We start from the raw sequence: 22429 nt of genomic DNA, 5'->3' as shown, positions 1-22429 counted from the left end.
GGAATCCGTCAAGGTTCTGCTGAAAATAGGAATGCGAACAAGCGGATGGGCGGAGTTTTAGTGAAGAGTATTCAGAAAAATCGATTTACTTATACATATAGAAATCCATATAATAAGTTCGGGAGGGTGATGAATATTGTCGAAATATGACTTTAAAACGATTATTGAGGGAAAAGGCCATAACCAATTTGGAAAAAAGATACTGGCCACACAAATCCGTTTTGCCACGTTGGAAGCATTGTTTGAGGTGGATGAAGAAGTGCAGCGGAAATTGGATCCTGGCCGGCGCGCTGAAATCAGGCAGTTTATCCTAGCTTCATTAAAGGACAAGGATTTTTATTTTTCCCCATTTATATTCTCAGCAAGGGGAGCGGTTAAACAATCCGATCACGGCTGGGCCCTGGAGCCGGGCAGCAAGCTGTACATACTGGACGGGCAGCACCGCTCATCCGCGATGGCGTCGGCACTGAGTCATTTAAAATCACAAAAGGAAACAGCTGAAGAAACCGGCAATGACCAAGAGGCACAGAAACTGCAAGGGTATATTGATAAATTAAGAGATTATCCGGTGACCATGCAGGTCTATTTAGACCTCTCACAGCAGGAAGAGAAGCAATTGTTCACAGACATTAATAACGAGCGGAAAGAAGCCCATACCGGCATGATCATGCAATACGATCACCGTGATATCTATACGGAATTAACGAGAAACGTAGCCAAAAAGCTGCAGCGTCACCTTGAAATTGAACACGAACTATCCAGGCTGACCAACCAAAACACGGCCATCACCTCGCTTACCATCATGAGAAAATGCCTGCTTGCCTTATTTGAAGGAAACATCAGTGTCAAAAAAGGCAATGCCAATTTGGACCACTACAACGAAGAGGAAGTCATGACGATTTCGTACGCCTTTTTTGACTCCTGGCATGCGATATTCCCGAAGCAGATGGGAAACCGCACAAAGTTTGTCACGGGCCTTTCCGGGATTCAAGTGGCGTTAGCCCTCGTTGTATATAACCTAACAAAGAATCAATCGATCTCCCATCTAGAAGCCATTAAGCAGCTTAGTCTGTTAAAAAAACATTGTTCATGGAAACATGATGACCCGATATTTTCCCATCTCTATGATCCTGTGACCAGAAAAATATCGCACCATTCATCTTCAACAGCGATTCAACGGACCGCCGTGAAATTCTTAGCGATATTAAATAAGAAAGGATAGGGTAAACGTGATTGTAAATTACGTATTTTCCAAACGACAATCGGTCACAACCTACAGTATTCAAGAGCTTTCCTCACTCATGAAAAAGGGACAACTGAAATTGCGTGAGGTGAACAAACTGCATGTGCGAGCGCTTAAAAAATACATTCTTGAAAACGTTTTAACGGAGCAGATTTATATTCCTCCACTTGTGGCAACGACAGCAGTTTTGGAAAATAACAAGCCTTCTGAGCTCACAATGATTGACGGCAACCAAAGGCTGAAGGCGTTTTGCCAATTGGAAGAACTGGGGTTTCGCGCCGCCAAAAGCGAGGACGAGGAGGAAATGAAAAAAGGCTACAAGCTGCTTCATTTTATCCAAAACACCGAGGTGACACTGCAAATCTTTGAAGGCTTGACCAAGGATGAAGCGGACCAGCTCTATATCGACCTGAACACTAAGGGTAAAAAGGTAGCACTTTCGAAACGGATTGCCTTCGATTCTCGGAAAGAGCTAAACATCATCACCAATACCATTCTGAAAACAAACCGGCAGCTAAAAACAGCCGGAGTGGAAATCGAGAAACGAGCCGTGGTAAGGCCGACCAATAAAAAGCTTCTTTCCCTTTCTCAGCTGCGTCAAATTGTTGCGATTGCGATTTCTGGGAGAATGGTATATCGAAACGTGAATGACCGGTATGAAACCTATTTGTCTTCCGAGGATTATATCAAACTGGTAAACACATGGTTTTCAGAACTATTCAGGTTATATCCACCTGAGAAAATAGGGGATTTCAATGAGTCGATAATCGCCAGTCAACCATTGCTCATCAGTCTCGCTTACTATGCCAATAAAGGCTTGGAAAAAACGAGTTTAGAAGAACGAAAGCGTGAAACCGTCAACCGGATGCGGTCGTTAGGAAAGGTAGATTTTAATAGAATGAACCCAGTCTGGAAAGAGTTTAAAGGTACCACTAGAAATGGCTACTATTATTTGGCCAATGATAAGGCCTCGTTCGAAAAGATAGTGGCGTGGCTAGAAAATCAAGGAGGTGAGTGAAATGTGAAAGTAGATAATTATATAAAGGTTTGATTTCTAATGAGGCAGGAAAAGAAATGGAATTTGCTGATTTTATTAGAGATCGTCAAATGTCTACGCTTTACGAAAAGTTTGTGATGAATTTTTATCGTACTCATTTGGATAAGGAGGTTTATCTGGTTCACTCACCAAAAATAAAGTGGAATTTGGGTGAGGATGTGGACGAGCAAAATTTATATTTACTTCCTGAAATGAGGACGGATATTGTAGTTGAAAATAAAATTGAAAAAACACAATTAATAATTGATACAAAATACTATGCCAAGACACTGGTTTCGAGTAATTGGACAGAAGTTGAAAGGATACGGACTGGCCATCTGTATCAAATTCATGCATACATTACAAATAGTGATTTTACTGGTGAAACCAATGGAATGCTTTTATATCCGACAATTAACAAAGAGATTGATGCAAAGTTCCCTATCGGTGGCAAAATGATTTATATCAGAACGCTTGATTTGAATGCTGATTGGAATTATATATCAGATAGACTATTTTCGTTGATAAGGTAAGGCCTTGGAATTACCTTTAGGGTAGCTTCAATAGAATAGAAAAAAATTAAGACCACATTAGAAAGTGGTCTTTTTAGGTTATATAAAAGCAAAGAACAATCTCTTTGTTACCAAATCATATAAATTCAGAAAAGCCTCTCTTTTTTAGGTCTCAGTCGTACGAATAGCCAGACCTCAACATTTTATGAAGTTCATCATTTGCTTTACCTTTTAAAACGGATTTTGCATAAGTTTGGTCAAGGGCCATTCCTTTGGCACAGCCCACTTAACAACTTCTGTAATGCTATTAGTGTAAGCATACTCCTTGATAATCCATTTTTCCAAGGTATCTGCTTGATATTCCTCTACCAAAGTTATGTACTCCTGCAGCCTTCTTATTTCTGCTTGTGTCATTGGAATAGTAATGAGTTTTGTTGTCATAAATTCACCACCTAATAACTCGAACTTACTAACCAGCATAATGATTGGGGGCTAAATGAAATTCGAGAAAGAGATATTCGGATTTCTGACGAGTTGTTAATCTTACTAAATGATTGGGGGTTAAATCAATCTGACTTTCCAGTTCAAGAAGTACAGTCTCCAATTCCAACCGCTGAAGAATTAAAAATGATTGAAGAGTTAAAGAGAAAAGGTTTAATTTAAGAGAATAAGTTGATTTAACCTAATTGTAATGCAAACCTATAAATTCAAGTTATCAGAAGTGAACCTCCGGCCGAAAATGTCGGGGGTCTTTTCTTGCCCTATGATAATATGATTCATTCCCAAAAATTAATGCTCTTGGTGAATGCAAGAGTGACCTTTGTGAAACCCTGTCAGTTACCTCCGGAATTAAGTTGAACGCGAATGAATTCAGAAAGTCCTTGATTGCTATGTCAAATTTACTATTCTTCCAAAATTTTTACTGGCAATTGGTAGAGCATTGGTTCTAGAATGGAAATAAGGAATACAACATGGGAGTGTGTGACTAGTGGAAATGCCCTTTAAGCGCGTGGTTGAAGCGACGTATTTGTCGACAGAAAAAAGCGATAAATACCGCGCAATTCTTCGTTTTTTTTATCAACAGCATGAACGGTTGCGGGAGTTCCTGTTTCCTGAGGAAGTGTACGCCTATTTAAAAGAGTATCCATTTTTTTCGGATTATGAGTTGGACGAACTACATAATGATTTAACCTCATTGGTGAAGTGGGGGAATCTTCGCGCCCAGCAGGAGAGCGGGAAAGTAAAAACGGTGGAGGAGTTCAAGAAGCGCCGTTTCCGCTACCAAATCACCCCTTATACCGTGGAATTTGAACGAATGCTGATCCAGTTTGAGCAGGATAGCGAGACGTTTGGAGGATCCCTCGAAAAAACACAGTTTGAGCGCCTTTATCAGACGCTGGAGAAAATGAAGGGTTCAGCAGATGAATCACCGGAAGAGTGTGCCCAGTATTGGGATGACCTGCTGACATATTTTAAGAAAATTACTCAAAACACGTCAGATTACTTCGCGTATTTAAGGAGTGAAGATGCGTCCGAACAAATGAAGTCAGAAGCTTTCTTATTATATAAGGACCAATTCACACTTTATTTGCGCGAGTTTATTATCGCCCTTCAGCGGACGGCTTCAGGCATTCAGGACATCATGATTTCATTGAGTCGTGATGAAATGAGGTTGTTTTTTAAAAAAGTGGCCGAACATCAGGAGAAAGTGTTCCGGTTTGAAAAATTAAATCAAGATGTGGACCTTATTATTGAGCTTGAAGAAACATGGTTTAATGTGAAGGCGTGGTTCCTTGGTGATAAGAATGGGGAGAGCCAGTACGAAAATGTGCAGCAGCAAACGAATGATGCGATTAGAAGGATCACCCGGCTTGTCCAACGGCTTGGAGAAAGAAGCCAGCTCCATCGGAGCAGGAAGACGGATTATCTTCATCTCGCCAATTGGTTCCTAAAGCTACCATCCCCTGAAGAAGCCCATAAACTGTCATCGGTTGTGTTCGGTGTGAGCCATACAAAGCATATATATTCGGACCACATTCCGACAGATGACATTTACATCGATGTTTGGGATGAGGATCCGATGAGTCATGAGCGGGTCCCGAAAATCCGTGAATACCGGGAAAAGACAAAGGCATCTGCCCTTGAGGATCATACCCAATTGAAAAATCAGACAAGACAGGAACACCTGGAACAACGGCTGAGGGAACAGGAATTGATTAATCGCTACCGGACTGGAAGGGACATTGTATTAGAAGACTTGCCGATGGTTAATTCGTTTGTTCGGAAAGTATTTTTATCCTGGATTGGCAAAGCGATGGCCCGCGCTGACCAAACGATTAGGACCGAGTATGGTGATCAGGTTCAAGTGCTGCTTGATCCTGAACGAAGAATTACTTTGAAGGCTGAGGACGGAGAATTGTCGATGCCTGCCGTGACATTCCGCTATTTAGGAAAGGGGGAGGAGCATGAGCGAACGGGAACTGGAGTTTGATGAGAAAGCCGTTGAAGCGCTTGGGAGACTGTTTGAACAGTTTTGGATTTTGCGCGAAGAGGAACCTGAGGCCTATCTTCTGATTCGGAACAGGGAACAGTTGTTAAAACGATATTTGCAGGAAAAGTTCGGGATGGAACTGATTATCCATCAGCATTTTGCCAAGCTTGAGAAAATACCAGTGGAGCCGCAAAGCTGGATGGGGATTCAATCGTTCGAGAGCCCGTTGGATTATGCAATCTTTTGCTGTGCTCTGGCCTTTGCGGAACAAAAAGGCATTGATGAGCAATTTTTGCTTTCTGATCTGGCTGAAAGAATCCAGGAGATGTACCCTGGTGAGATTCCGCTTGATTGGAAAAATTACCAGCACAGGCGTTCACTTGTCAGGGCTTTAAAAGAGGTACTGGATCTGCGCCTGATTAAGACCATTGATGGAAACTTGGAGCAGTTCCAGGTTAATGACGAAGAAGAAGTCCTATACGAAGTGACCATCTACTCCCGATATTTCATGAGGTCGTACCCGGATGATTTGTACCAATTTGACTCCATGGACGAGCTCCTTATACAAGAATGGAACAGGCAGCCGGACGATCAAAGGCGAAAACGGGTGTATCGGAAATTGATGATGTCCCCATTTGTGTACCGAAAAAATGAAGAAGATCAGGATTTTGCCTATATTAGGAATTACCGGAACCGACTCAGGGATGACTTTGAACAGCATACCCCGTTCCGGCTTGAGGTGTTTAAAAATGCTGCGATGCTAACACTTCCTGATCCGAAGAAGCGGTACACCCTGTTCCCTGATACAAGAGGCATCACGGATGCTGCGCTTCATACGATGTCTGTGATTCGGGAAAATAGAGAAGCACTCGACATATCAGAGTTCGGTACATTCCGAATCCCACGTGCTTCCTTTGACATACTGGTTAGGAAAACAAAGGAAAGGTACGGACACGGATGGAGCAAAAAGCATCGGGATGAAACGCCCGAGGAAACGGCTAGCCAAATTATCAAGGTATGGGAAGAGTGGAGTATGGCAGAATGGGATGAACAAACAAGAATGCTGACCATTCTTCCGGGAGCAGCAAGGCTTACTGCATTTTACCCGGCAGATTATGAAGTAAGCAGGGAGGGGCGAATCAAATGACGGAAAAATGGAAATTGAACCGAGCGGGTTTGTTGAATTTTTGGTATTACGATGACGAAGTGTTTGATTTCGAAGACGGAAAGCTGCTTCTCCGTGGAACGAATGGTTCGGGAAAGTCTGTAACGATGCAAAGTATCCTGCCAGTACTATTAGACGGGAAAAAATCACCTGACCGGCTTGATCCTTTTGGGTCGAAATCGAGGAGAATGGCCGATTATCTTTTAGGAGAAAAAGAAATTTCCAACCGTGATGAACGAACAGGTTATTTGTATATCGAATATAAAAAAGAAGGTACCCAACAGTATTTGACAACAGGGATAGGTATGCAGGCAAAGCGGAATCAGGCATTGAAGTCATGGGGATTCACGATTACCGATAACCGGAGAATCGGCAATGATTTACAGCTTTTTAAATGGGTTAACCGAGACGGAAAAAAAGAAAAATTCCCACTTTCCCAGACAGAACTTGAAACGGTAATCGGGGCCGGGGGTGAAGTGGTAAGCTCGAATAAAGAGTATATGGCCCTTGTAAATAAGCATATATTTGGATTTGAAACGCTTGAAGCCTATGATGACTTGATTAAGCTTCTTATTCAGCTGCGTAGCCCGAAACTTTCGAAAGACTTTAAGCCGACTGTTATTTATGAAATCCTTGAGGAGGCCTTGCCGCCGCTTACTGATGAAGACCTCCGCTACTTGTCGGATTCGATTGAACAAATGGATCAGACAAAGCAGCAAATGGAGCAGCTGGAGCGGGAAGTCAAGGCACTTGCAAAACTGAAGGATGCCTATGAACAATATAATTTTCGGATACTCGCTGATATATTCGCCGAATGGATGCAGGCAAAGGAACGAAGGACAAAGGATGAACAGGAGGTTTTAAGCCTGGAGGACGAAATCCGTAATCTGTCAGAGGAAATAGAACTTTTGACTGGACAGCAGCGTGAATTGGCCATCAGTGAGGACACCCTTGCCGAAAAGAAGGACAGGCTTTCAAGTCACAAAGTTTTTGGATTGGAAAAGGAATTGAACGAGAAGAAGGCTGCTCTTTCTGGACTGCAAGCTGAAATCGACAGCCGTCAAAAGCGCATTGACGGTCTCTTGAAAAAAGAGCGTGAAACAAGACATAGGATTGATGAACTGGATCAATCGATTACTGAACAGAAGAGTACGCTGAGGGAGTCTGCAGAGGAATTGTCGTTTGAAGCAGAAGAAAGTGCCTTTAGCCAGCACGATCAGAATGTGGGAGACTTCTTTCGGAATCTCGAGAGTGATTTTTCTTTCGGCCTTTGGAAAAAGGAAATTCATCAACATTTAATGAATCTTGATTCGGCCTTGAAAGAAATCCATAAAAGAGATGCAGTAATAGAGAAGATTCAGGAGAAGAATTTAGAGCTTGGTAATTCAGAAAAAGAGCGGGATTTGGCTCAGGACGAGGAACAGAAGTGGCGGGACACGATGGAAGAGGACAAGCTGAAACTAATCCATGACATCCATGTGTGGTCGGAAACCTATTCTCATTACGAAATCCAGCCGAATACACTACAGGAAATGGCGAGACTCATCGATGATTTGTTCTCCGAGGTGGAGTACGAACAGGTAAAGGACCTGTTTGCAGTGTATGTCCATCGGTATGAGGATGGGATCAGGGTTAAACAATCAAACATTAAATCCCAAGAAGAAACTGTCAAGGAAGAACTGAACAAACTCAAAGAGGAATGGGAGTCGAAGAAAGACCAGAAGGAGCCCGAGCCTGAGCGGGATTCCGCTACGATTGAGGCAAGGAAGCTTCTCGATGAGCAATCAATTCCCTATGCCCCTTTGTATGAAGTTGTCGAGTTCCTACCAGATGTATCACCAGACGTGCAAAAGCGGATTGAAAGTGCTCTTTCGGAAACGGGTATGCTGGATGCATTGATTGTCAATGGGGAAACAGAACTCAAACATGACCGTATTTTAGCTCCTGACCCAAAGCTTCTTTCCTACACTTTGGCAGATTATTTGCGTCCGGATGCTGCCCAGACAAAAATCCCGCTCAAACTCGTGCAGGATATCCTGCAAAGTATTGAAATGGATGGGGAGGCGCCTGTATATCTTAAGGAAGACGGCTCATACCAGCTTGGGAGTCTCCGGGGCCATGCGATTCCGCTTGAGGAGGTCCGATTTATTGGGAGAGAGGCGAGGAAACGGTACCGGGAGGAGTTACTCCAGAAGCTGGTAGAGAAGATGGACGAGTTAAGGGTTGAACTCTCGAACCTGCAAATGGACGATCACCGATTGGGGGAACAACTGAGCTATTCGAGGCAAGCATGGTCGGCATTCCCGATGAGTACGGACGTAAGATTTTCTTTTAATGAAATGAACAAAGCGGGGGATAAGGTCAAATTTTTCCTTGAAAGGATCGCGGCTATTACCGAGAAAATCAAGGAATTGGACCGCAATCTGCAGCAGATTAAAGCGGCTTTATTTCATCTAACCGAGGGTATCTCACTTCCACAAACGGTGGAGGCTTACTCGAATGCAATGACGCAAGGCCGTAAGTATGAGAATGAACTTAATGAACTTCATCGAAAGCATGATAAATTCATCCGCACCATTGCAGATTTTGCGACCCAAAAGGATCTGCTTCAGGATCTCTGGGGCGAGATTGAGGAGTACAGCGGGGAATTGAACGTGAAAATGGAACAGCAAGAAAAGATTGAAAAAAATATTGATCATATTGAGGACCAGATTAAGTTGGTTGGGGCTGAGGAAATCCGGCGCGAAGTCCAAAAGGTGACCCAAGAGCTTGATAGTGTGAAAGTCTCCTTGAAGAAAGTAAATGAAATATTGCCCGGCTTTAAGGAGAAAAGCCGCAACCGTGCCGAAAAATTAGTCGAGCAAAAGGAATCGCTTAGCTTCTGGAGTCAAATCGAGGGAGCGTGGGACGAGGCGCTTAGAAAGGAATGGAATCGCGGAGCCTATGGCGGGCAGCAGGATGCATTCGACTACAGGTTTGTGAAGGAATTTTTAAAAGACAAATCACAGAAAGAGAGAGCGACGCTTGAGGGGCATTTGACCACACAGTTCCATACCCTTCAGTTTGATTTGATTGAGCACAAGATGAGGATGTATTCTTCCGTGCCGGACATCCCTCAGTGGATGGGTGAAGTTACCAAGGAAGAATGGAAACCGGTATTGGAACAATGGAAGGTAAAAAACACCCGGAATATCGTTGAGTTTGATCAGCGCGGCGTGAAAATTCCCCCGGCCGATTTGTATGAGAGTGTCGTGCGAGAATGGTCTCTACAAGAGAACAGGCTCGACGAAATGGATAAAAAGCTTTACGAGGAGATTCTCTTAAACTCAGTCGGCCAAAAGCTTCGCGGCAGAATTAGAAGGGCTGAACAGTGGACCGAACAGATGAAGGAATTGATGGAGAGCCGTGACACATCATCGGGATTAAAGTTTTCAATTAAATGGCGGCCGAGGACCGCGGATGCCGAACAGGAACTCGATACGAAGGAATTAATCGATTTGCTAAAAAGGGACGCCAAGCTGTTGAGTGACCATGACCTTGAACGAATCACTAATCATTTCCGTTCCAAAATCAAAGCAGCAAAAACTTGGTTGGAAGAAAAAGGTGAAGGCCAAACCTTGCTTCAGGTTTTAAAAATGGTATTGGATTACCGGAAATGGTTTTCTTTCGTCCTTTATTTTGAAAGGCCGAATGAACCAAGGCGTGAATTGACAAACCATAATTTCTTCAAATTCAGTGGTGGGGAAAAGGCGATGGCTATGTATATTCCGCTGTTTACCGCGTGCTATTCTAGATATAAGGAAGCGGCACCTCATGCGCCATTTATTATTTCACTTGATGAAGCCTTTGCAGGTGTCGATGAGAATAATATAAAAGAAATGTTCGAGATTGTGGAACAGCTGGATTTTAATTATATTATGAACTCCCAGGTGCTCTGGGGGGACTATGAAACTGTAAAGTCCTTGTCGGTCTGTGAGCTGGTAAGACCGAAGAATGCCAATTACGTAACCGTGATTCGCTACAAATGGGATGGACAGGCTCTTAATGTCGAAGTACCGGAAGGGGGCGTGACAGTTTGAGTGAACATTTAAATGAAGCAATTAATTACTTACAGTCGAAAGAGGGATTCAGAGCCCTTTTTCGGCTTTTCCGTGCAAAATATGAATCACTTGGCCGAATAGCGGGAAATGTTAAACTGTCTAATTTTTCACATGGTGAGCTCGAGGAAATTGCCCTGTTCATGGGAGTCTCGCCCCATCATCTTGCCAGAAAAGGGACTGTATCCCTTACTGAGTTTGAATTACGCCTTTCGAAAACACGTTTTTCCGATTTATCATTGTTTGAATTGCTCGAAGGTTATTACGGGGAACCGATCCGGTCCAAGCGTGAAGAGAAGGAAGAACTGGCTTCCTCGCAAAAAAACATCCTGGAACTTTTGAAGATGAATTATCAAGCCATTTCGATCTGGTTTCGGTATTTGGAAAAGAAAACACCTGACACACTATGGATTTGGCGGTTGATCCTCGAACCGGGATTTGAGGAGGATGTTCGGCTTTTATGCGATGCCTATACGTCTTTGCCTGACAAAGTGGAACGGTATCCGGTATTCAGCCAGCGTGTGAGCGGGAATCCGCATTCATTGGATTTAGTTACGGTAAGGGGGAAACTCTGGATTCATTTATTACATGTCATGAGTGGTGGTGAAGGGTCTCCTCCTTCACAAACAGAAGCGATAAATGATCTGTTGCTTTCCTATCAGCTGCTGAGGGATGACATCGCCAATTTTGTCACGACCGCCAATCTTGTTGCGTATTCGGATGGGAATTTGCATCCGGTATGGCAGGCTGCGGCTAAATTTGGTTCGGTTTTAAATATTCCGCTTCGAGAACTGTTGAAGATGAATGAGGTTAGAACTTACACTGGGGAAAAGGAAGTTTTTGTTGTGGAAAATTCGGGTGTCTTTTCGGCTCTTGTGGATGCAGTGCCCAAAGCGCCGTTAATTTGCACCCATGGGCAATTTAAATTGGCAGGGTTGAAATTAATGGACCTACTTGCAGAATCCGGCCACCACCTTTACTACAGTGGAGATTTTGACCCGGAAGGCATTGGTATGGCCTTAAGATTTAAAGAACGATACGGAGAACACGGGCATGTGTGGAGGATGACAGTAGACGACTATCAGATATCCACACCTATTGTAGGGATGGAAGACCGACAAGGGAAACTTCTATCATTGCAAAACTCCATCTTAGGGGAGCTTGCTACAGCAGTGCTGCAAAATGAAAAATTTGGTTACCAAGAAGGCATTCTTCATCTTCTAATTCAAGATTTAGAAAGTTAGCATGTTGGAGGAATCAAGAAATCTGAAAGATCGATTTACTAAAAAAGATACGAAAAAAGCTGATTTTGGTTTAAAAAGGATAATACATTTATACGGATAAACAAAAAAGTCTTCCGAAATGGAAGATTTTTTATTATAAATTAGGAAAACCTTGTTGGCACTGGTTTTCAATTTAAATGGGAATCCAGTGATAAGAAGCCTGGGTGTGGCTGATGAGAATCAGGAGGATACTCCCCTAGGCGATCGATCCGTAAAAAACTTTATAAAAGGTGAGCCATTCCCATGTAAGCTGAGGGTGCTGTCCATTGATGTTGAGTCAGAGCAAATAAACCATGGAACATAAGAGCCTGAAACAATTTATGTAGGAAAATCATTGGAAAATCCAAAGTTTATGCCGGCACGATTTAGCCCAAGTCTACTACTGCTGGCAAAGGAATAACTCCCGAGGACTAGCACAATTGTATGGTTTCTCAAAATAGTAGTATAAGAGCATCTCATAGACATAATTTCGGAAATATTCTTGCTAATTACTAAAAAAAGCTAAATAATAATGTTAAGAAAATAATTAGGGAATGATATTCTTATGATTGTTTATGAAGCAACTAAAGCAGAATTTCTAGAAGATGTCCTTCATGATGAACTAGTAAATAATATTTCAAAGAACTATAACTCGAAGATAGGAAGAATAAACGAGAGAGAAGTTCGTGCATGGAATAATTCAATGCAATATATGCATCGTGTATTAATGGATAACGAGATCCCAAAGGATGCAGGTGTTGCTATCGAATTTAAGATACCATATACATCTAAACGGGTGGACTTTTTAATTTCAGGGAGGCAAGGAAACAAGAATTCTGTTGTGATTGTTGAACTAAAACAATGGCAATCAGTGGAAGTGATTAGAGGCAAGGAAGCTATTGTAAAGACCGTAATAAACCGCGGATTAGTTGAAACAACACATCCTTCATATCAAGCATGGTCCTATGCCGCATTAATTAAGGATTATAATGAAAATGCACAGAATGATGAAATAAACCTATATCCTTGTGCATATTTACATAACTATGTCGACCAAGGTAAGAAGGATACACTTACAGATCCGGTTTATCAATACTACATAAAGCAAGCCCCTGTTTTTGTAAAAGGACAGGCGACTCAACTACGCAATTTTATCAAGAAGTATATTCAATATGGTGACAATAAGGAAAATTTATATAAGATTGAAAAAGGGCGGATTAGACCTTCAAAATCATTGCAGGATTCTTTAAGTGCTATGCTTAAAGGCAATCAAGAGTTTATTATGATTGATGATCAAAAAGTGATCTTTGAACAAGCCGTGTATCTTGCGAGAGAAGCGATACGGACAAATACCAAGCAGGTATTAGTTGTAAAAGGTGGTCCTGGCACCGGCAAATCCGTTTTGGCGATAAATTTATTGGTTGAATTAACAAGTCAAAGTATGGTGTGTCAATATGTCACGAAGAATGCTGCACCAAGGAATATTTATGCAACGAAGCTAAAACAGGATTTTAGAAAGGGTCATATCGATAATCTGTTTAAAGGATCTGGGAGTTATGTTGATGCTCCAAAGGATGAATTCGATGCCCTGATCGTGGATGAAGCCCATCGCCTAAATGAGAAGTCCGGTATGTTTTCACACTTGGGTGAAAATCAAACAAAAGAGATTATTAATGCCTCAAAATTCTCCATCTTTTTTATTGATGAACGTCAGCGGGTAACCTTAAAAGATGCGGGAAGTATTGCTAATATACAAAAATATGCGGGGGAATTTGGGGGCAATATGAGCATCATGGAATTAGAGTCACAGTTTCGATGTAATGGTTCTGATGGCTATTTAGCTTGGATTGATGATGTCCTTCAAATACGTGAAACAGCGAACGTAAATGATATTGGAGGACAATATGATTTTAGGGTCTATGATAATCCAAATGATCTTCGAGAAACAATTACACAACTAAACAAAATTAACAATAAATCTCGTTTAGTCGCAGGATATTGCTGGAACTGGGATACGCAAGGTAAGAGTAATCCTAATTATTATGACATTGTATTACCCAAATTTGATTTTAAGATGAGTTGGAACTTAGGTAATTCGGATACCTGGGCGATTGATGAAAACTCGATTAATGAATGTGGATGTATCCATACTTGCCAGGGATTGGAATTTGATTATGTAGGGGTTATTATTGGCGATGATCTACGATACCAGAATGGTAGAGTAATTACTGACCACTCCAAACGTGCCAAGACAGATAATTCCCTTAAAGGAATTAAAAAAATGCTAAAAGAAGATCCAATTAGAGCCGCTAATCTGGCCGATGAGATTATTCGGAATACATATAGGACATTAATGACACGAGGGCAAAAAGGGTGTTTTGTGTATTGTACAGACCCTTCACTTGCTGCATATCTTAAGGAACGGTTTAATAATGCAAGCGAAGTCGCAGAAAAAAGCACTAAATATTATTCATGGTCATATGTTGCTGAGGATGGGGAGGAATACTAACTTACTCTCGTGTCTGGTCACCGCTCTAAAGAATTGTTTCACAGAATTTCCTCACAATTATCATTAATAAAATTGTCAATTATTCTAAGAATAGTTGGCTCTTTTTTTGTTTTCAGAATTGTTGTTGCCATTCAGCTATGTAAAAAGTAGCTGGTTTTTTAATCAGCAAATTAAAGAGAAAAGAATAAATAAATTGATTAAAAAAACCCTTAACTAATTTAACTAATTAGCAAGGGTATTTACTGGATATTCATCATAAGTTTTATCGTCTAATTCTCTTCCGTATCGGTGTTTTTGAACTCCACCCCATTGTTTAAAGAAAAAGGCAACGTTTTGTTCACTACATTGATCTCTAATTGTTCTTACCCAATCAGCTTCCATTGACCTTGCTCCAGGACCCGATTCACCACCAACAATTACCCAATGGATTCCCTTTAAATTAAGTTCATTTAAAGGACCTAGTAATGGCTCACAGGAAAGGAACCTTATATGTGCAGGGACCATTTTTAATTGATCAATTCTACCCTTCGCTTTATCATTTTCAACACTGGTTCCAACCCAAATGTTCGGGGTGAAATTTAACTCACAAGAAAGTTCTAAAATTCTTTCGGGACGCTTAGTTAGAACTTGATAGGAGTGTTGTGGAGTTTCATTCATGGTTTTGAAAACTTGTCCGATAAATTCTGAAGGTACTTGTTCATGAAACAAATCCGACATCGAATTTACAAAAATTTTTCTTGGCTTAATCCATTTTTTTGGAGCGTCGATTAGGTCATGATGAAGAGTAACATTAAAGCCATTTTTGTATCTACGATTACCCATGGCATGAAGACGTTTAGCCATTCTTTCAGCATAACAATGTTTGCAACCATCTGAAACCTTGTTACAGCCTGTTACAGGGTTCCATGTCGCTTCGGTCCATTCTATAGAAGAACTTCCTACCATATTTATCCCTCCTTTTCTATATTATAACAGATAAATAATGCAATAGAAGTAATGCGGGAACAAATGTTCTATTTGAAATGCATTACTGTCCCAGAAGGGAAAGTACCTTTAATTCTTTTTTTTCTCAAGTTTTTTACTTGGTGAAAACCATTTTTATTTTCAATTATCTTAAGAGCCTTTTTACAGAAATTCTCAAGTGGATAAATGGTTTGAGTTAATACGAATACTTCAACTTCTTCTATACTAAGAATTCTTCCAGAAAGGGAATTTGATAATATATGACATAAGTTATCCATTAGCACTTCATCGTTTAATTGTTTTGTAAATTGGAATTCAATTTGATCAGGCTCTTTTCTATCATCGAACATATATAATCCTGTATCATCGACTTTCCACATAGCATTTTTCATTACCCTAAGACCTTCTATGCTCTTTGTGCCATAGAAAAGAATTAATTTTGTACGACCATCTTTTTTAATTTCAAAAGATAGAACATGTTTAATATCAGTATTTTCAAGCAATTGTCTTGAGTATAAGTCTACAATAAGCTGCTTTCTTTCAAGAGCAGGCTTTCCTTTCACCAACTCTTGAATAGAATCAATTTCATCGACCCCAAAGTGCCTTTGCATGTGTACTTTAACTTTCTCATTTTTCACTGTCAGAAATCTATTTGTTTCTTCATAAATGAAGTTTAAGAAAATTTCAGATTTTTGGTTAGATAAATATGCCCTTATTAAATCAAATGGAGTGTCTTTAAATCCGAATGGATCAATAAAACAAAAGCTTGGTATCAACGTGTAGCCTTTTTCTATTCTATCTAATCTTTCTTTTAATATCTCCTCAAATTTTCCATATCTACACGCTATCTGTATTGAAGGATAATCTGGTATAGGAAGGTAATTTTCTTGTCCTTTTAAGTCTAATGATGTAATTTCATGAATATTTTCCAGTAGGTGCAGATAGTTTTCCTCATTTCCTTCTATTAGAAGTATAAGTAATTGAGGTCTTTTCCAATCATTTCTGTCAGCTTGATGACAAAATTCAATGGCATGTTTAATTAGTCTAATAGAGGACCCATCTGAATTACTATATTTTCCGGTTCCGGCAAAACCATCAATTACTAATGCTTTTTTACCGAATGGCCCCATTGTTATTTTCCTCATCCAAGGTACAACGTAGCTGTCTAATATTTTTAGTTTTGCTTCACTATGGGTTTGTAGTTCATGAAAGAAATTCTCATTAGACATCTAAAATCACCCGTTTCAAATTTTTTATCCAAAATTATCCATAAATAATTATAAATGAAAATTAAATATATTCAATCAATACTTTTCAAAGTATTAAAAATAAGTGGAAATAAACTCTTATACCTTGAAGGGTTATATTTTCAAAGCCAATTAAAAAAAGCAAAGAAAGTCTCATTTCTTAGAACGGACAAAATCATTAAAGTGTCACTTTTAGGTTTCATTCGCGCAAAGTAGCCACACCTCAACATTCTATGAAGGTCGTCACTTGCTTTTCCTTTTAAAACTGATTTTGCATAAGATTGGTCAAGAGTTATTCCTTTTGCGTTTGCTATCTTTACAACTTTTGTAATACTGTTCGTTTATGCGAACTCCTTGATAATCCATTTTTCCAAGGTATCTGCTTGATAATCCTCTACAAAAGTTACGTATTTTTATAGCCTTCCAATCTCAGTTTGGGCTCTAAGAGCGGTTATTAGTTTTGTTGTCATAAATTCACCTCCTTATTAACGGGATTTCGACAATGTACTCCTTATTCCTTTCGAAAAATTCATGAAACGAATGGTGCTTTTTTTGGCTCTATTTAATATTATTTGTAATGGTATAATGCAAGTAAATAAATCAACATATAATGATTGCGCAGGTTTGAATCAATAGGGACAGGAGTGTTATGTCGATATTTTTAATCGAATTGATTTATCGCTTTATAGAAACATCTCATAATAACCGTAATTTGACATTTTATAGGCTGAGTTCTTCTAATATACCGTTAGAGAAAGCATTAACATTGGATACTACACATAATCAATTGCCTATTCTAATGTGAATGAGGAAGATAAACGAAATGATCTCCTAAAGATATTAATTGTAAAGAAACAACATTTTGAGCTAGAGCAGCGCCAAAAGGAAGAGGAACAAGCGAGATTAAGAGAAGAGGAAGAAAAGAAACAGGCTCGTTTACAAGCGGAACATGAAGAATGGTTAAAACTTAGACAAAAAGCAAGAGAAATTGAAGACGAAGAAATTGAAAAGGAAATGCGAGAAGGAGCTAGATTAGCCGCTACGTCCTATAGGGATTGACCCGAATCGGTGGGAACAGCGCTATTCAAAACAATATCTTTACAGTAACTCTAATTATGGTCAAAAGCCATCTGAATCTGCTTTCGAGAGTATTGACGCTAGGATAGAGAAAGAGAGAAAACAAAAGGTAAAAGAAATGCTTCTTTCTCACCCAATCACAGGTGAAATATATATTAATGGAGTCAAACAATATTGGCGTAAAGTGATTTTAAAATGGATTAATGAGAACCAAGCGGATGAATATCTTATTGTTTCCATTAAAGCACTATTACAGTATAAGAAAGATAATGGGGTTACCTTTAATCAAAAAGATTAACTAGTACAGCACCCAATTAAAACCTATCTGGAGTTTTATGTAAAAACCTTAAAAACAGAATTAAAGAAAAAAGTTCATTTAACTATTAATGAGTGACATATCACATTGATTATAAAATTTTCGTTTCATTTCTTATTGTTAAACGATAAAGAAAAAAGGAGTCAGCAACTAAATGAAGGTAATTATTCCAACACGAATTTTAACTTTTAATAAAAATGAACTTAATCAATGGGTTGAAGGAAATAGAGAAGACTGCATAGATTCTTATTGTAAGGGTTTGCCTCATTCGAGAGGGTTTGGAGAATATATAGCTGGAAGGTATTTCGAATCATTGGGTTACGAGTGGATTCATCATAATTATAATTTATTTGGCGGGAACAGACTTGGGAAATATCCAAAGGCAGAGGCAATATTTCGCAAATATTTTGGCGATGAGAGGTTTGAGAAAGGAAGGAACTTTTACCCTGCATTTTATCCCAATATTAGAATTGAAGAACCTGACTTGATGGTTTACAAACCGGATTGCTCAGAAATTCTTTTCGCTGAATGTAAAAGGCAGGATACACATGATAAAGTTAACGAAAACCAAGTTAAAGGGCTAGCTCTTCTTAAATTATTATTCGAGTGTTCAGTAGAAGTGATTGAAATTATTGAAGAAAGTAAGGGACAATCTGGTGAGGGGGAACCCTTAATATGGGAGTTTTAGAAATTAAAGCAATAGGAGAGAGTAAAGGTGGAAAAATTACCAAAAGTTAATAACTTAAGAGAAGCCGTTGAGGAAGTAATAAAAAATAACCAAAGAGAGGGATATCCTCCTAATCGCTTTAGAAATATGACTAGGGTTCATAATAATGAATTACCAAGTGTTTGTAGAAGTTTAGTAAACAGTAGAGACGCTTTAAGCTATTTATTTGACGCTTTGAGAAGTTATCCAAATTTATTAACCATTGAAGATTTTATAGCTCATTACGGTGAACAATGGGGATTAAAGGATGTTGTTGAAGAAGCAAATAAAAGAGTGCAATTATACGATGAAATTGCTCAAAAAACAGCGATTTTTTATTTGAAAAGATTTGGTATGAATTAATCCATAAATACCATAACACAAGCGGATGGCACATAGTAAATTAGCACAGGATTTTTTTCTGTGTGTTTTTTTGTCAACTTATTTGCTATTAATTAAATAGAGTATATTTGAGTAGTTTAAGTATTATTAATATTGGAAAGGTATAGTTTAGTTATTTACAATGAAATTGGGATTGTGGTGATTGACGAACTTGCAAGTTCTTTAAAGTTAAGAGGATTTTGGATTCAGGGGATAGATGATCTCAAATCCTCGTTTAATGAAAAATAGTATCCTTATAGACAGCTAATAGATTCCAATTGGAACGGGCAGTAAGTGTTTTATATAACAAATATACGTTTTCTAAGTTTGAGAAATCTTCGATTGGAGGTTACCCTATGCCTACCTATAATAAACTAGTCCGTGACCGTATTCCAGAGATAATTGCAGGTAAGGGTATGGAATGTTCAACTAGAATTCTAGATAAGGAAGAATACATAAGTGAACTGAAAAGAAAGAGCTTTGAAGAACTCAATGAATACATGAATGCAGAAAATGATAAAGATGCTGTTGAAGAGCTTGCTGACTTGTTGGAAATCATCCATGCTTTGGCAAAATCACATGGCGCGTCTATTGATGAGGTTGAAAAAGTCCGTCAAATAAAGTTTGAAAAGCGAGGGGGCTTTAAAGAGAGGATATTTTTAATCGAGGTTGAAAATAAATAAGAGTATTGAATTAATGTTGCAGGTGATAAGTAATGAGCCATAAATTACAAGTTGGTGAAATGAGAGCAGCTTATTTAACAGATAAAGAAATATGGGGACATTTTAATTATATTTTTTCATCCAAATCGAAGAATTCCACCACCTATAAATTTGTGTTAATTAAATCGCTTTTAGAAAACTTATACAATGTAAATGATAAGTTGGAGTTAAGTTACTCCAGTCTTTTTGCAAGTTTTGCAAAAATATATTGGAATCTGGTTATTCACCATAACTTAAACCAGATTAATATGACAGATAAAAAAGCTGAGGTTCAAAACATTCTGCTTGATGTTCAATCAAAGTATCAAATCCCAAATACCCTTGTGTTTGATAAGCTTTCGTATGAATTACAGGTAGAAATTATTACTAAGGTGAAGCGTAAGTGTAAGATCAATGTCATGGGTGCCCTATATGGTGATACCAGCTGCACTATTTACGATTTTGATAATCGAAATGAACAGATAAGATTGAATAGCACCTTTTACTCTTTTATGCAGCGGTATCAAAAGGTATTAAATTATTTAACCAACTATCACCTTGCCTTATTTTTAGAAAAATTTAATGAACAAGGAGACACCACTCATCTGCTGTTAAAAGTAGAAAATGTATCTAAAAGATCATCCCTTGATCAGTTTTACCAAGTGCTTTCTTCTTTTTATAATGGAAAATGTTTTTATTGCGGAAAAGCAATCAAAAAGGATACGGCTCATGTCGATCACTTTATTCCCTGGAGTTTTGTTCAATCTGACCAACTTTGGAATCTAGTGATTGCATGTATCGTTTGCAATTTATCAAAAAGCGATAAATTAGCCAGCAAAATATTCTTGGATACGGTCATTGAGCGGAATGAACTGTTAATTACTTTACCAGAGTTAAGAAGAAGAGAAGATATGCAGGTTTATACAAGTAATAAACTTAAAGATCTTTACCATTACTCATTCGAAAATGGCTTTACAGACATTTGGAAGCCAAAGAAAATGATTATGTAATCAACAAACTTATTTTTGGACTTTTTTTCAGGGGAAGAATCAGCCACAATAAGCATAAAAAACTATAAAAAAGACCACCTAATAAAGACGGTGGCCAAAATTGGGATTTGACAATGATGACAAAGCCCTTGTCGGATTATAAATTACGAAGTTGAAGGATGTACTAAACGCTACTTTCAAATCAAAGGTGAGGAAGAATGATAAATAAATTATGGGAAAGAATTTTGCTTAATGAAGGAGAAACTTTTACTCAAAAAACGGGCAAGCCATTTTCATACGATGTAAGTGGAAATTCAATCAAGCTAACGACAACCAATCAGATTGTGGCAAAAAGTCAGTTTGAAAAGGCTTTAGAATACGTACCTTTGCAAAAGACAACAGTCATTCAACATCTTAGAGCCCCATCCTATCTTTATGCTATATTAATGGATCCCCGGATTAAGCAAAAAGATTATTGATTAAGTTGTTGCGGCAATCGTTTGATTTTTTTAAAAGAGATTAGACGTAATTTGCGAAAAAAATTATATGCATATTTTCGGAACGTATGTTCTTGGAATGAGGTAAATGGTATAATATAATGGCAATAGAATAGGATTTCTCAAGGGTGGTCGGCACACTCCCAAACAGAAAGGGGGTGATGCTGAATGACAGTTTTTCAAGCATTGATGCTCGCGATATCTTTTGCTAGTCTAGTTATTGCGATTCTGTCATTTCATAACCATAAAAAATAATCCGCCCTTGAGTTAACCGGCTCTTGGCGGATTATTTCGTCCCATAGCCGATCCCCTTTGAGGGTACCGTCTATTGCTGGACCGGACATGTTACTGCATGTTCGGTCTTTTTTAATTTATGAAATTACTAATTATATTATAACCTATTAATAGCGATAGCAACAAAAAAGTTTCAATTCAAAGTGGAAACAGTTTGTCATTCTCAGGTACACTTTTTGTCATTCAGTGGTAAAAACTATGTCATGGATGGTACATCTCCATGTTAATAATCATCCTTGCATATTTTTTAAAACTTTTGCCGTACTTTCCATAAAAGTATGCGATTTGTTTTTTACTGCGTTGGTTAGAATCTCTTTCTCAGTTTTACCAAATTCTGTAGAACTCATTTTCATGATTCTGCTAGAATATATAAAAGGCTTAAATTTTACAAAAGAGTCTACCATACTGAATGAACTGCCCCCTGTCAAGTAGACAGTGGAAATAAATAAAGCACACTAGGCGGCTTTAGCCCTGTATTCTACAGGGCTAAGGCCGTTTAGTCTTTTTTGGAATCGTTGATGATTATAAAAATATATGTATTCCTCTATGTCTTTTTTCAACTCTTCAAAGGTACTGTACTTGTTTAGATAATATTTCTCACATTTCAACGTTCCCCAAAATGCCTCCATTGGCCCATTATCGATGCACCTTCCCACCCTTGACATACTTTGGATCATTTCTCCTTTCTCAATTTTCCTCTTGAATGCAGGGGAAGTGTATTGAAATCCTCGGTCACTGTGGAGAAGTGGTGTGGCTTCTGGGTTCGCTTCCAATGCTAAATCCAGGGTTTTAAATACCAGTGGATTGTTGTTGGATGTGCCCAAAACATAGCTTACAATTGATCCGTCGTACAAATCTAAAATCGCACTCAAATAAGCCTTCTGTGAGGCCCCGTACTTCATTTCGGTCACATCTGTCAGCCATTTTTCATTAGGCTTTTCTG

20 protein-coding genes are annotated in these 22429 nt (G+C 38.9%); 16 read left to right on the top strand and 4 right to left on the bottom strand.

Translation table 11 applies throughout. The features are described 5' to 3' along the window. Window positions 1-136: 136 nt before the first annotated feature. Genes M3234_RS25690 through M3234_RS25680 form a run of 3 tightly spaced genes read left to right on the top strand, consistent with a single transcriptional unit; the run spans window position 137 to window position 2812 of the window. Window positions 137-1222, top strand: a complete 1086-nt coding sequence (locus M3234_RS25690; protein ID WP_262307406.1) for a DNA sulfur modification protein DndB — start codon at window positions 137-139, stop codon at window positions 1220-1222. Window positions 1223-1229: 7 nt separating this feature from the next. After that, window positions 1230-2261: a DNA sulfur modification protein DndB gene (locus M3234_RS25685; RefSeq protein WP_262307405.1), complete on the top strand. Its 1032-nt coding sequence runs from the start codon at window positions 1230-1232 to the stop codon at window positions 2259-2261. Window positions 2262-2317: 56 nt separating this feature from the next. Then, entirely contained in the window at window positions 2318-2812 is a 495-nt protein-coding gene (locus M3234_RS25680; protein WP_262307404.1) for a 5-methylcytosine restriction system specificity protein McrC, read from the top strand. 210 nt (window positions 2813-3022) lie between these two features. Here M3234_RS25680 and M3234_RS25675 read toward each other — a convergent pair whose 3' ends face one another. Continuing rightward, window positions 3023-3232, bottom strand: a complete 210-nt coding sequence (locus M3234_RS25675) for a hypothetical protein (protein ID WP_262307403.1) — start codon at window positions 3230-3232, stop codon at window positions 3023-3025. A 553-nt stretch (window positions 3233-3785) separates the two neighbouring features. On the opposite strand from M3234_RS25675, the gene M3234_RS25670 reads away from it, so the two are divergent. The 5 genes from M3234_RS25670 (at window position 3786) to M3234_RS25650 (ending at window position 14315) form a co-directional block, all read left to right on the top strand. Continuing rightward, window positions 3786-5282 carry a TIGR02677 family protein gene (locus M3234_RS25670; RefSeq protein ID WP_262307463.1) on the top strand — a complete coding sequence of 499 codons (1497 nt, stop codon included), beginning with the start codon at window positions 3786-3788 and terminating at the stop codon, window positions 5280-5282. Next, window positions 5257-6429 carry a TIGR02678 family protein gene (locus M3234_RS25665; RefSeq protein ID WP_262307402.1) on the top strand — a complete coding sequence of 391 codons (1173 nt, stop codon included), beginning with the start codon at window positions 5257-5259 and terminating at the stop codon, window positions 6427-6429. The genes M3234_RS25670 and M3234_RS25665 overlap by 26 nt, the downstream gene beginning before the upstream one ends. Beyond that, on the top strand, window positions 6426-10526 hold the full coding sequence (locus M3234_RS25660; RefSeq protein ID WP_262307401.1) for a TIGR02680 family protein: 4101 nt from the start codon (window positions 6426-6428) through the stop codon (window positions 10524-10526). Before M3234_RS25665 ends, M3234_RS25660 begins: the two co-directional genes overlap by 4 nt. Further along, window positions 10523-11788: a TIGR02679 family protein gene (locus M3234_RS25655; RefSeq protein ID WP_262307400.1), complete on the top strand. Its 1266-nt coding sequence runs from the start codon at window positions 10523-10525 to the stop codon at window positions 11786-11788. The genes M3234_RS25660 and M3234_RS25655 overlap by 4 nt, the downstream gene beginning before the upstream one ends. Window positions 11789-12371: 583 nt before the next feature. Next, window positions 12372-14315, top strand: coding sequence for a DUF2075 domain-containing protein (locus M3234_RS25650; RefSeq protein ID WP_262307399.1), 1944 nt, complete (start codon window positions 12372-12374; stop codon window positions 14313-14315). A 222-nt stretch (window positions 14316-14537) separates the two neighbouring features. Here the strand turns inward: M3234_RS25650 and M3234_RS25645 are convergent, their stop codons facing one another. Together M3234_RS25645 and tcmP are read right to left on the bottom strand one after the other, a co-directional pair. Beyond that, complete coding sequence (locus M3234_RS25645) at window positions 14538-15260, bottom strand: DUF5131 family protein (RefSeq protein ID WP_262307398.1); 723 nt, start codon at window positions 15258-15260, stop codon at window positions 14538-14540. Between the two features lie 68 nt (window positions 15261-15328). Continuing rightward, a complete protein-coding gene (tcmP, locus tag M3234_RS25640) occupies window positions 15329-16507 on the bottom strand; it encodes a three-Cys-motif partner protein TcmP (RefSeq protein WP_262307397.1) in 1179 nt (392 codons plus the stop codon). Between the two features lie 819 nt (window positions 16508-17326). Between tcmP and M3234_RS25635 the strand changes: the two genes are divergently transcribed. The 8 genes from M3234_RS25635 to M3234_RS29780 all read left to right on the top strand — a co-directional run bounded on the left by M3234_RS25635 (window position 17327) and on the right by M3234_RS29780 (window position 21447). Continuing rightward, window positions 17327-17584 (top strand): hypothetical protein, encoded by a 258-nt coding sequence (locus M3234_RS25635; RefSeq protein ID WP_262307396.1) that lies wholly within the window; start codon window positions 17327-17329, stop codon window positions 17582-17584. Window positions 17585-17720: 136 nt separating this feature from the next. Further along, window positions 17721-17900 (top strand): hypothetical protein, encoded by a 180-nt coding sequence (locus M3234_RS25630; RefSeq protein ID WP_262307395.1) that lies wholly within the window; start codon window positions 17721-17723, stop codon window positions 17898-17900. 172 nt (window positions 17901-18072) lie between these two features. Beyond that, the gene (locus tag M3234_RS25625) at window positions 18073-18606 is read left to right on the top strand and encodes a hypothetical protein (RefSeq protein ID WP_262307394.1); all 534 of its coding nucleotides are present in this window, start codon (window positions 18073-18075) and stop codon (window positions 18604-18606) included. Window positions 18607-18633: 27 nt separating this feature from the next. Beyond that, window positions 18634-18987, top strand: coding sequence for a hypothetical protein (locus M3234_RS25620; protein WP_262307393.1), 354 nt, complete (start codon window positions 18634-18636; stop codon window positions 18985-18987). Between the two features lie 374 nt (window positions 18988-19361). Continuing rightward, a complete protein-coding gene (locus M3234_RS25615) occupies window positions 19362-19688 on the top strand; it encodes a nucleoside triphosphate pyrophosphohydrolase (protein WP_262307392.1) in 327 nt (108 codons plus the stop codon). Between the two features lie 32 nt (window positions 19689-19720). Next, window positions 19721-20716: an HNH endonuclease gene (locus M3234_RS25610; protein WP_262307391.1), complete on the top strand. Its 996-nt coding sequence runs from the start codon at window positions 19721-19723 to the stop codon at window positions 20714-20716. 197 nt (window positions 20717-20913) lie between these two features. Next, entirely contained in the window at window positions 20914-21174 is a 261-nt protein-coding gene (locus M3234_RS25605) for a hypothetical protein (protein ID WP_262307390.1), read from the top strand. A 186-nt stretch (window positions 21175-21360) separates the two neighbouring features. Continuing rightward, a complete protein-coding gene (locus M3234_RS29780; RefSeq protein ID WP_396953995.1) occupies window positions 21361-21447 on the top strand; it encodes a putative holin-like toxin in 87 nt (28 codons plus the stop codon). 494 nt (window positions 21448-21941) lie between these two features. On the opposite strand, the gene M3234_RS25600 is transcribed toward M3234_RS29780, so the two are convergent. Further along, window positions 21942-22429, bottom strand: a 488-nt coding sequence (locus M3234_RS25600; RefSeq protein WP_262307389.1) for an IS3 family transposase, incomplete at its 5' end; no start/stop codon positions are given.

Source organism: Neobacillus niacini (assembly GCF_023715785.1).
Lineage (GTDB): Bacteria > Bacillota > Bacilli > Bacillales > Cytobacillaceae > Neobacillus > Neobacillus niacini_E.
The sequence above is the reverse complement of the archived record's forward strand: the minus strand, read 5'-3'. Positions and strand labels throughout refer to the sequence as shown.

Coding starts and splice junctions, on each gene's coding strand:
- M3234_RS25605 (WP_262307390.1), top strand. CDS start 20,914: ATGATAAATAAATTATGGGAAAGAATTTTGCTTAATGAAGGAGAAACT.
- M3234_RS25615 (WP_262307392.1), top strand. CDS start 19,362: ATGCCTACCTATAATAAACTAGTCCGTGACCGTATTCCAGAGATAATT.
- M3234_RS29780 (WP_396953995.1), top strand. CDS start 21,361: ATGACAGTTTTTCAAGCATTGATGCTCGCGATATCTTTTGCTAGTCTA.
- M3234_RS25670 (WP_262307463.1), top strand. CDS start 3,786: ATGCCCTTTAAGCGCGTGGTTGAAGCGACGTATTTGTCGACAGAAAAA.
- M3234_RS25680 (WP_262307404.1), top strand. CDS start 2,318: ATGGAATTTGCTGATTTTATTAGAGATCGTCAAATGTCTACGCTTTAC.
- M3234_RS25660 (WP_262307401.1), top strand. CDS start 6,426: ATGACGGAAAAATGGAAATTGAACCGAGCGGGTTTGTTGAATTTTTGG.
- M3234_RS25665 (WP_262307402.1), top strand. CDS start 5,257: ATGAGCGAACGGGAACTGGAGTTTGATGAGAAAGCCGTTGAAGCGCTT.
- M3234_RS25630 (WP_262307395.1), top strand. CDS start 17,721: ATGCTTCTTTCTCACCCAATCACAGGTGAAATATATATTAATGGAGTC.
- tcmP (WP_262307397.1), bottom strand. CDS start 16,507: ATGTCTAATGAGAATTTCTTTCATGAACTACAAACCCATAGTGAAGCA.
- M3234_RS25625 (WP_262307394.1), top strand. CDS start 18,073: ATGAAGGTAATTATTCCAACACGAATTTTAACTTTTAATAAAAATGAA.
- M3234_RS25645 (WP_262307398.1), bottom strand. CDS start 15,260: ATGGTAGGAAGTTCTTCTATAGAATGGACCGAAGCGACATGGAACCCT.
- M3234_RS25610 (WP_262307391.1), top strand. CDS start 19,721: ATGAGCCATAAATTACAAGTTGGTGAAATGAGAGCAGCTTATTTAACA.
- M3234_RS25650 (WP_262307399.1), top strand. CDS start 12,372: ATGATTGTTTATGAAGCAACTAAAGCAGAATTTCTAGAAGATGTCCTT.
- M3234_RS25675 (WP_262307403.1), bottom strand. CDS start 3,232: ATGACAACAAAACTCATTACTATTCCAATGACACAAGCAGAAATAAGA.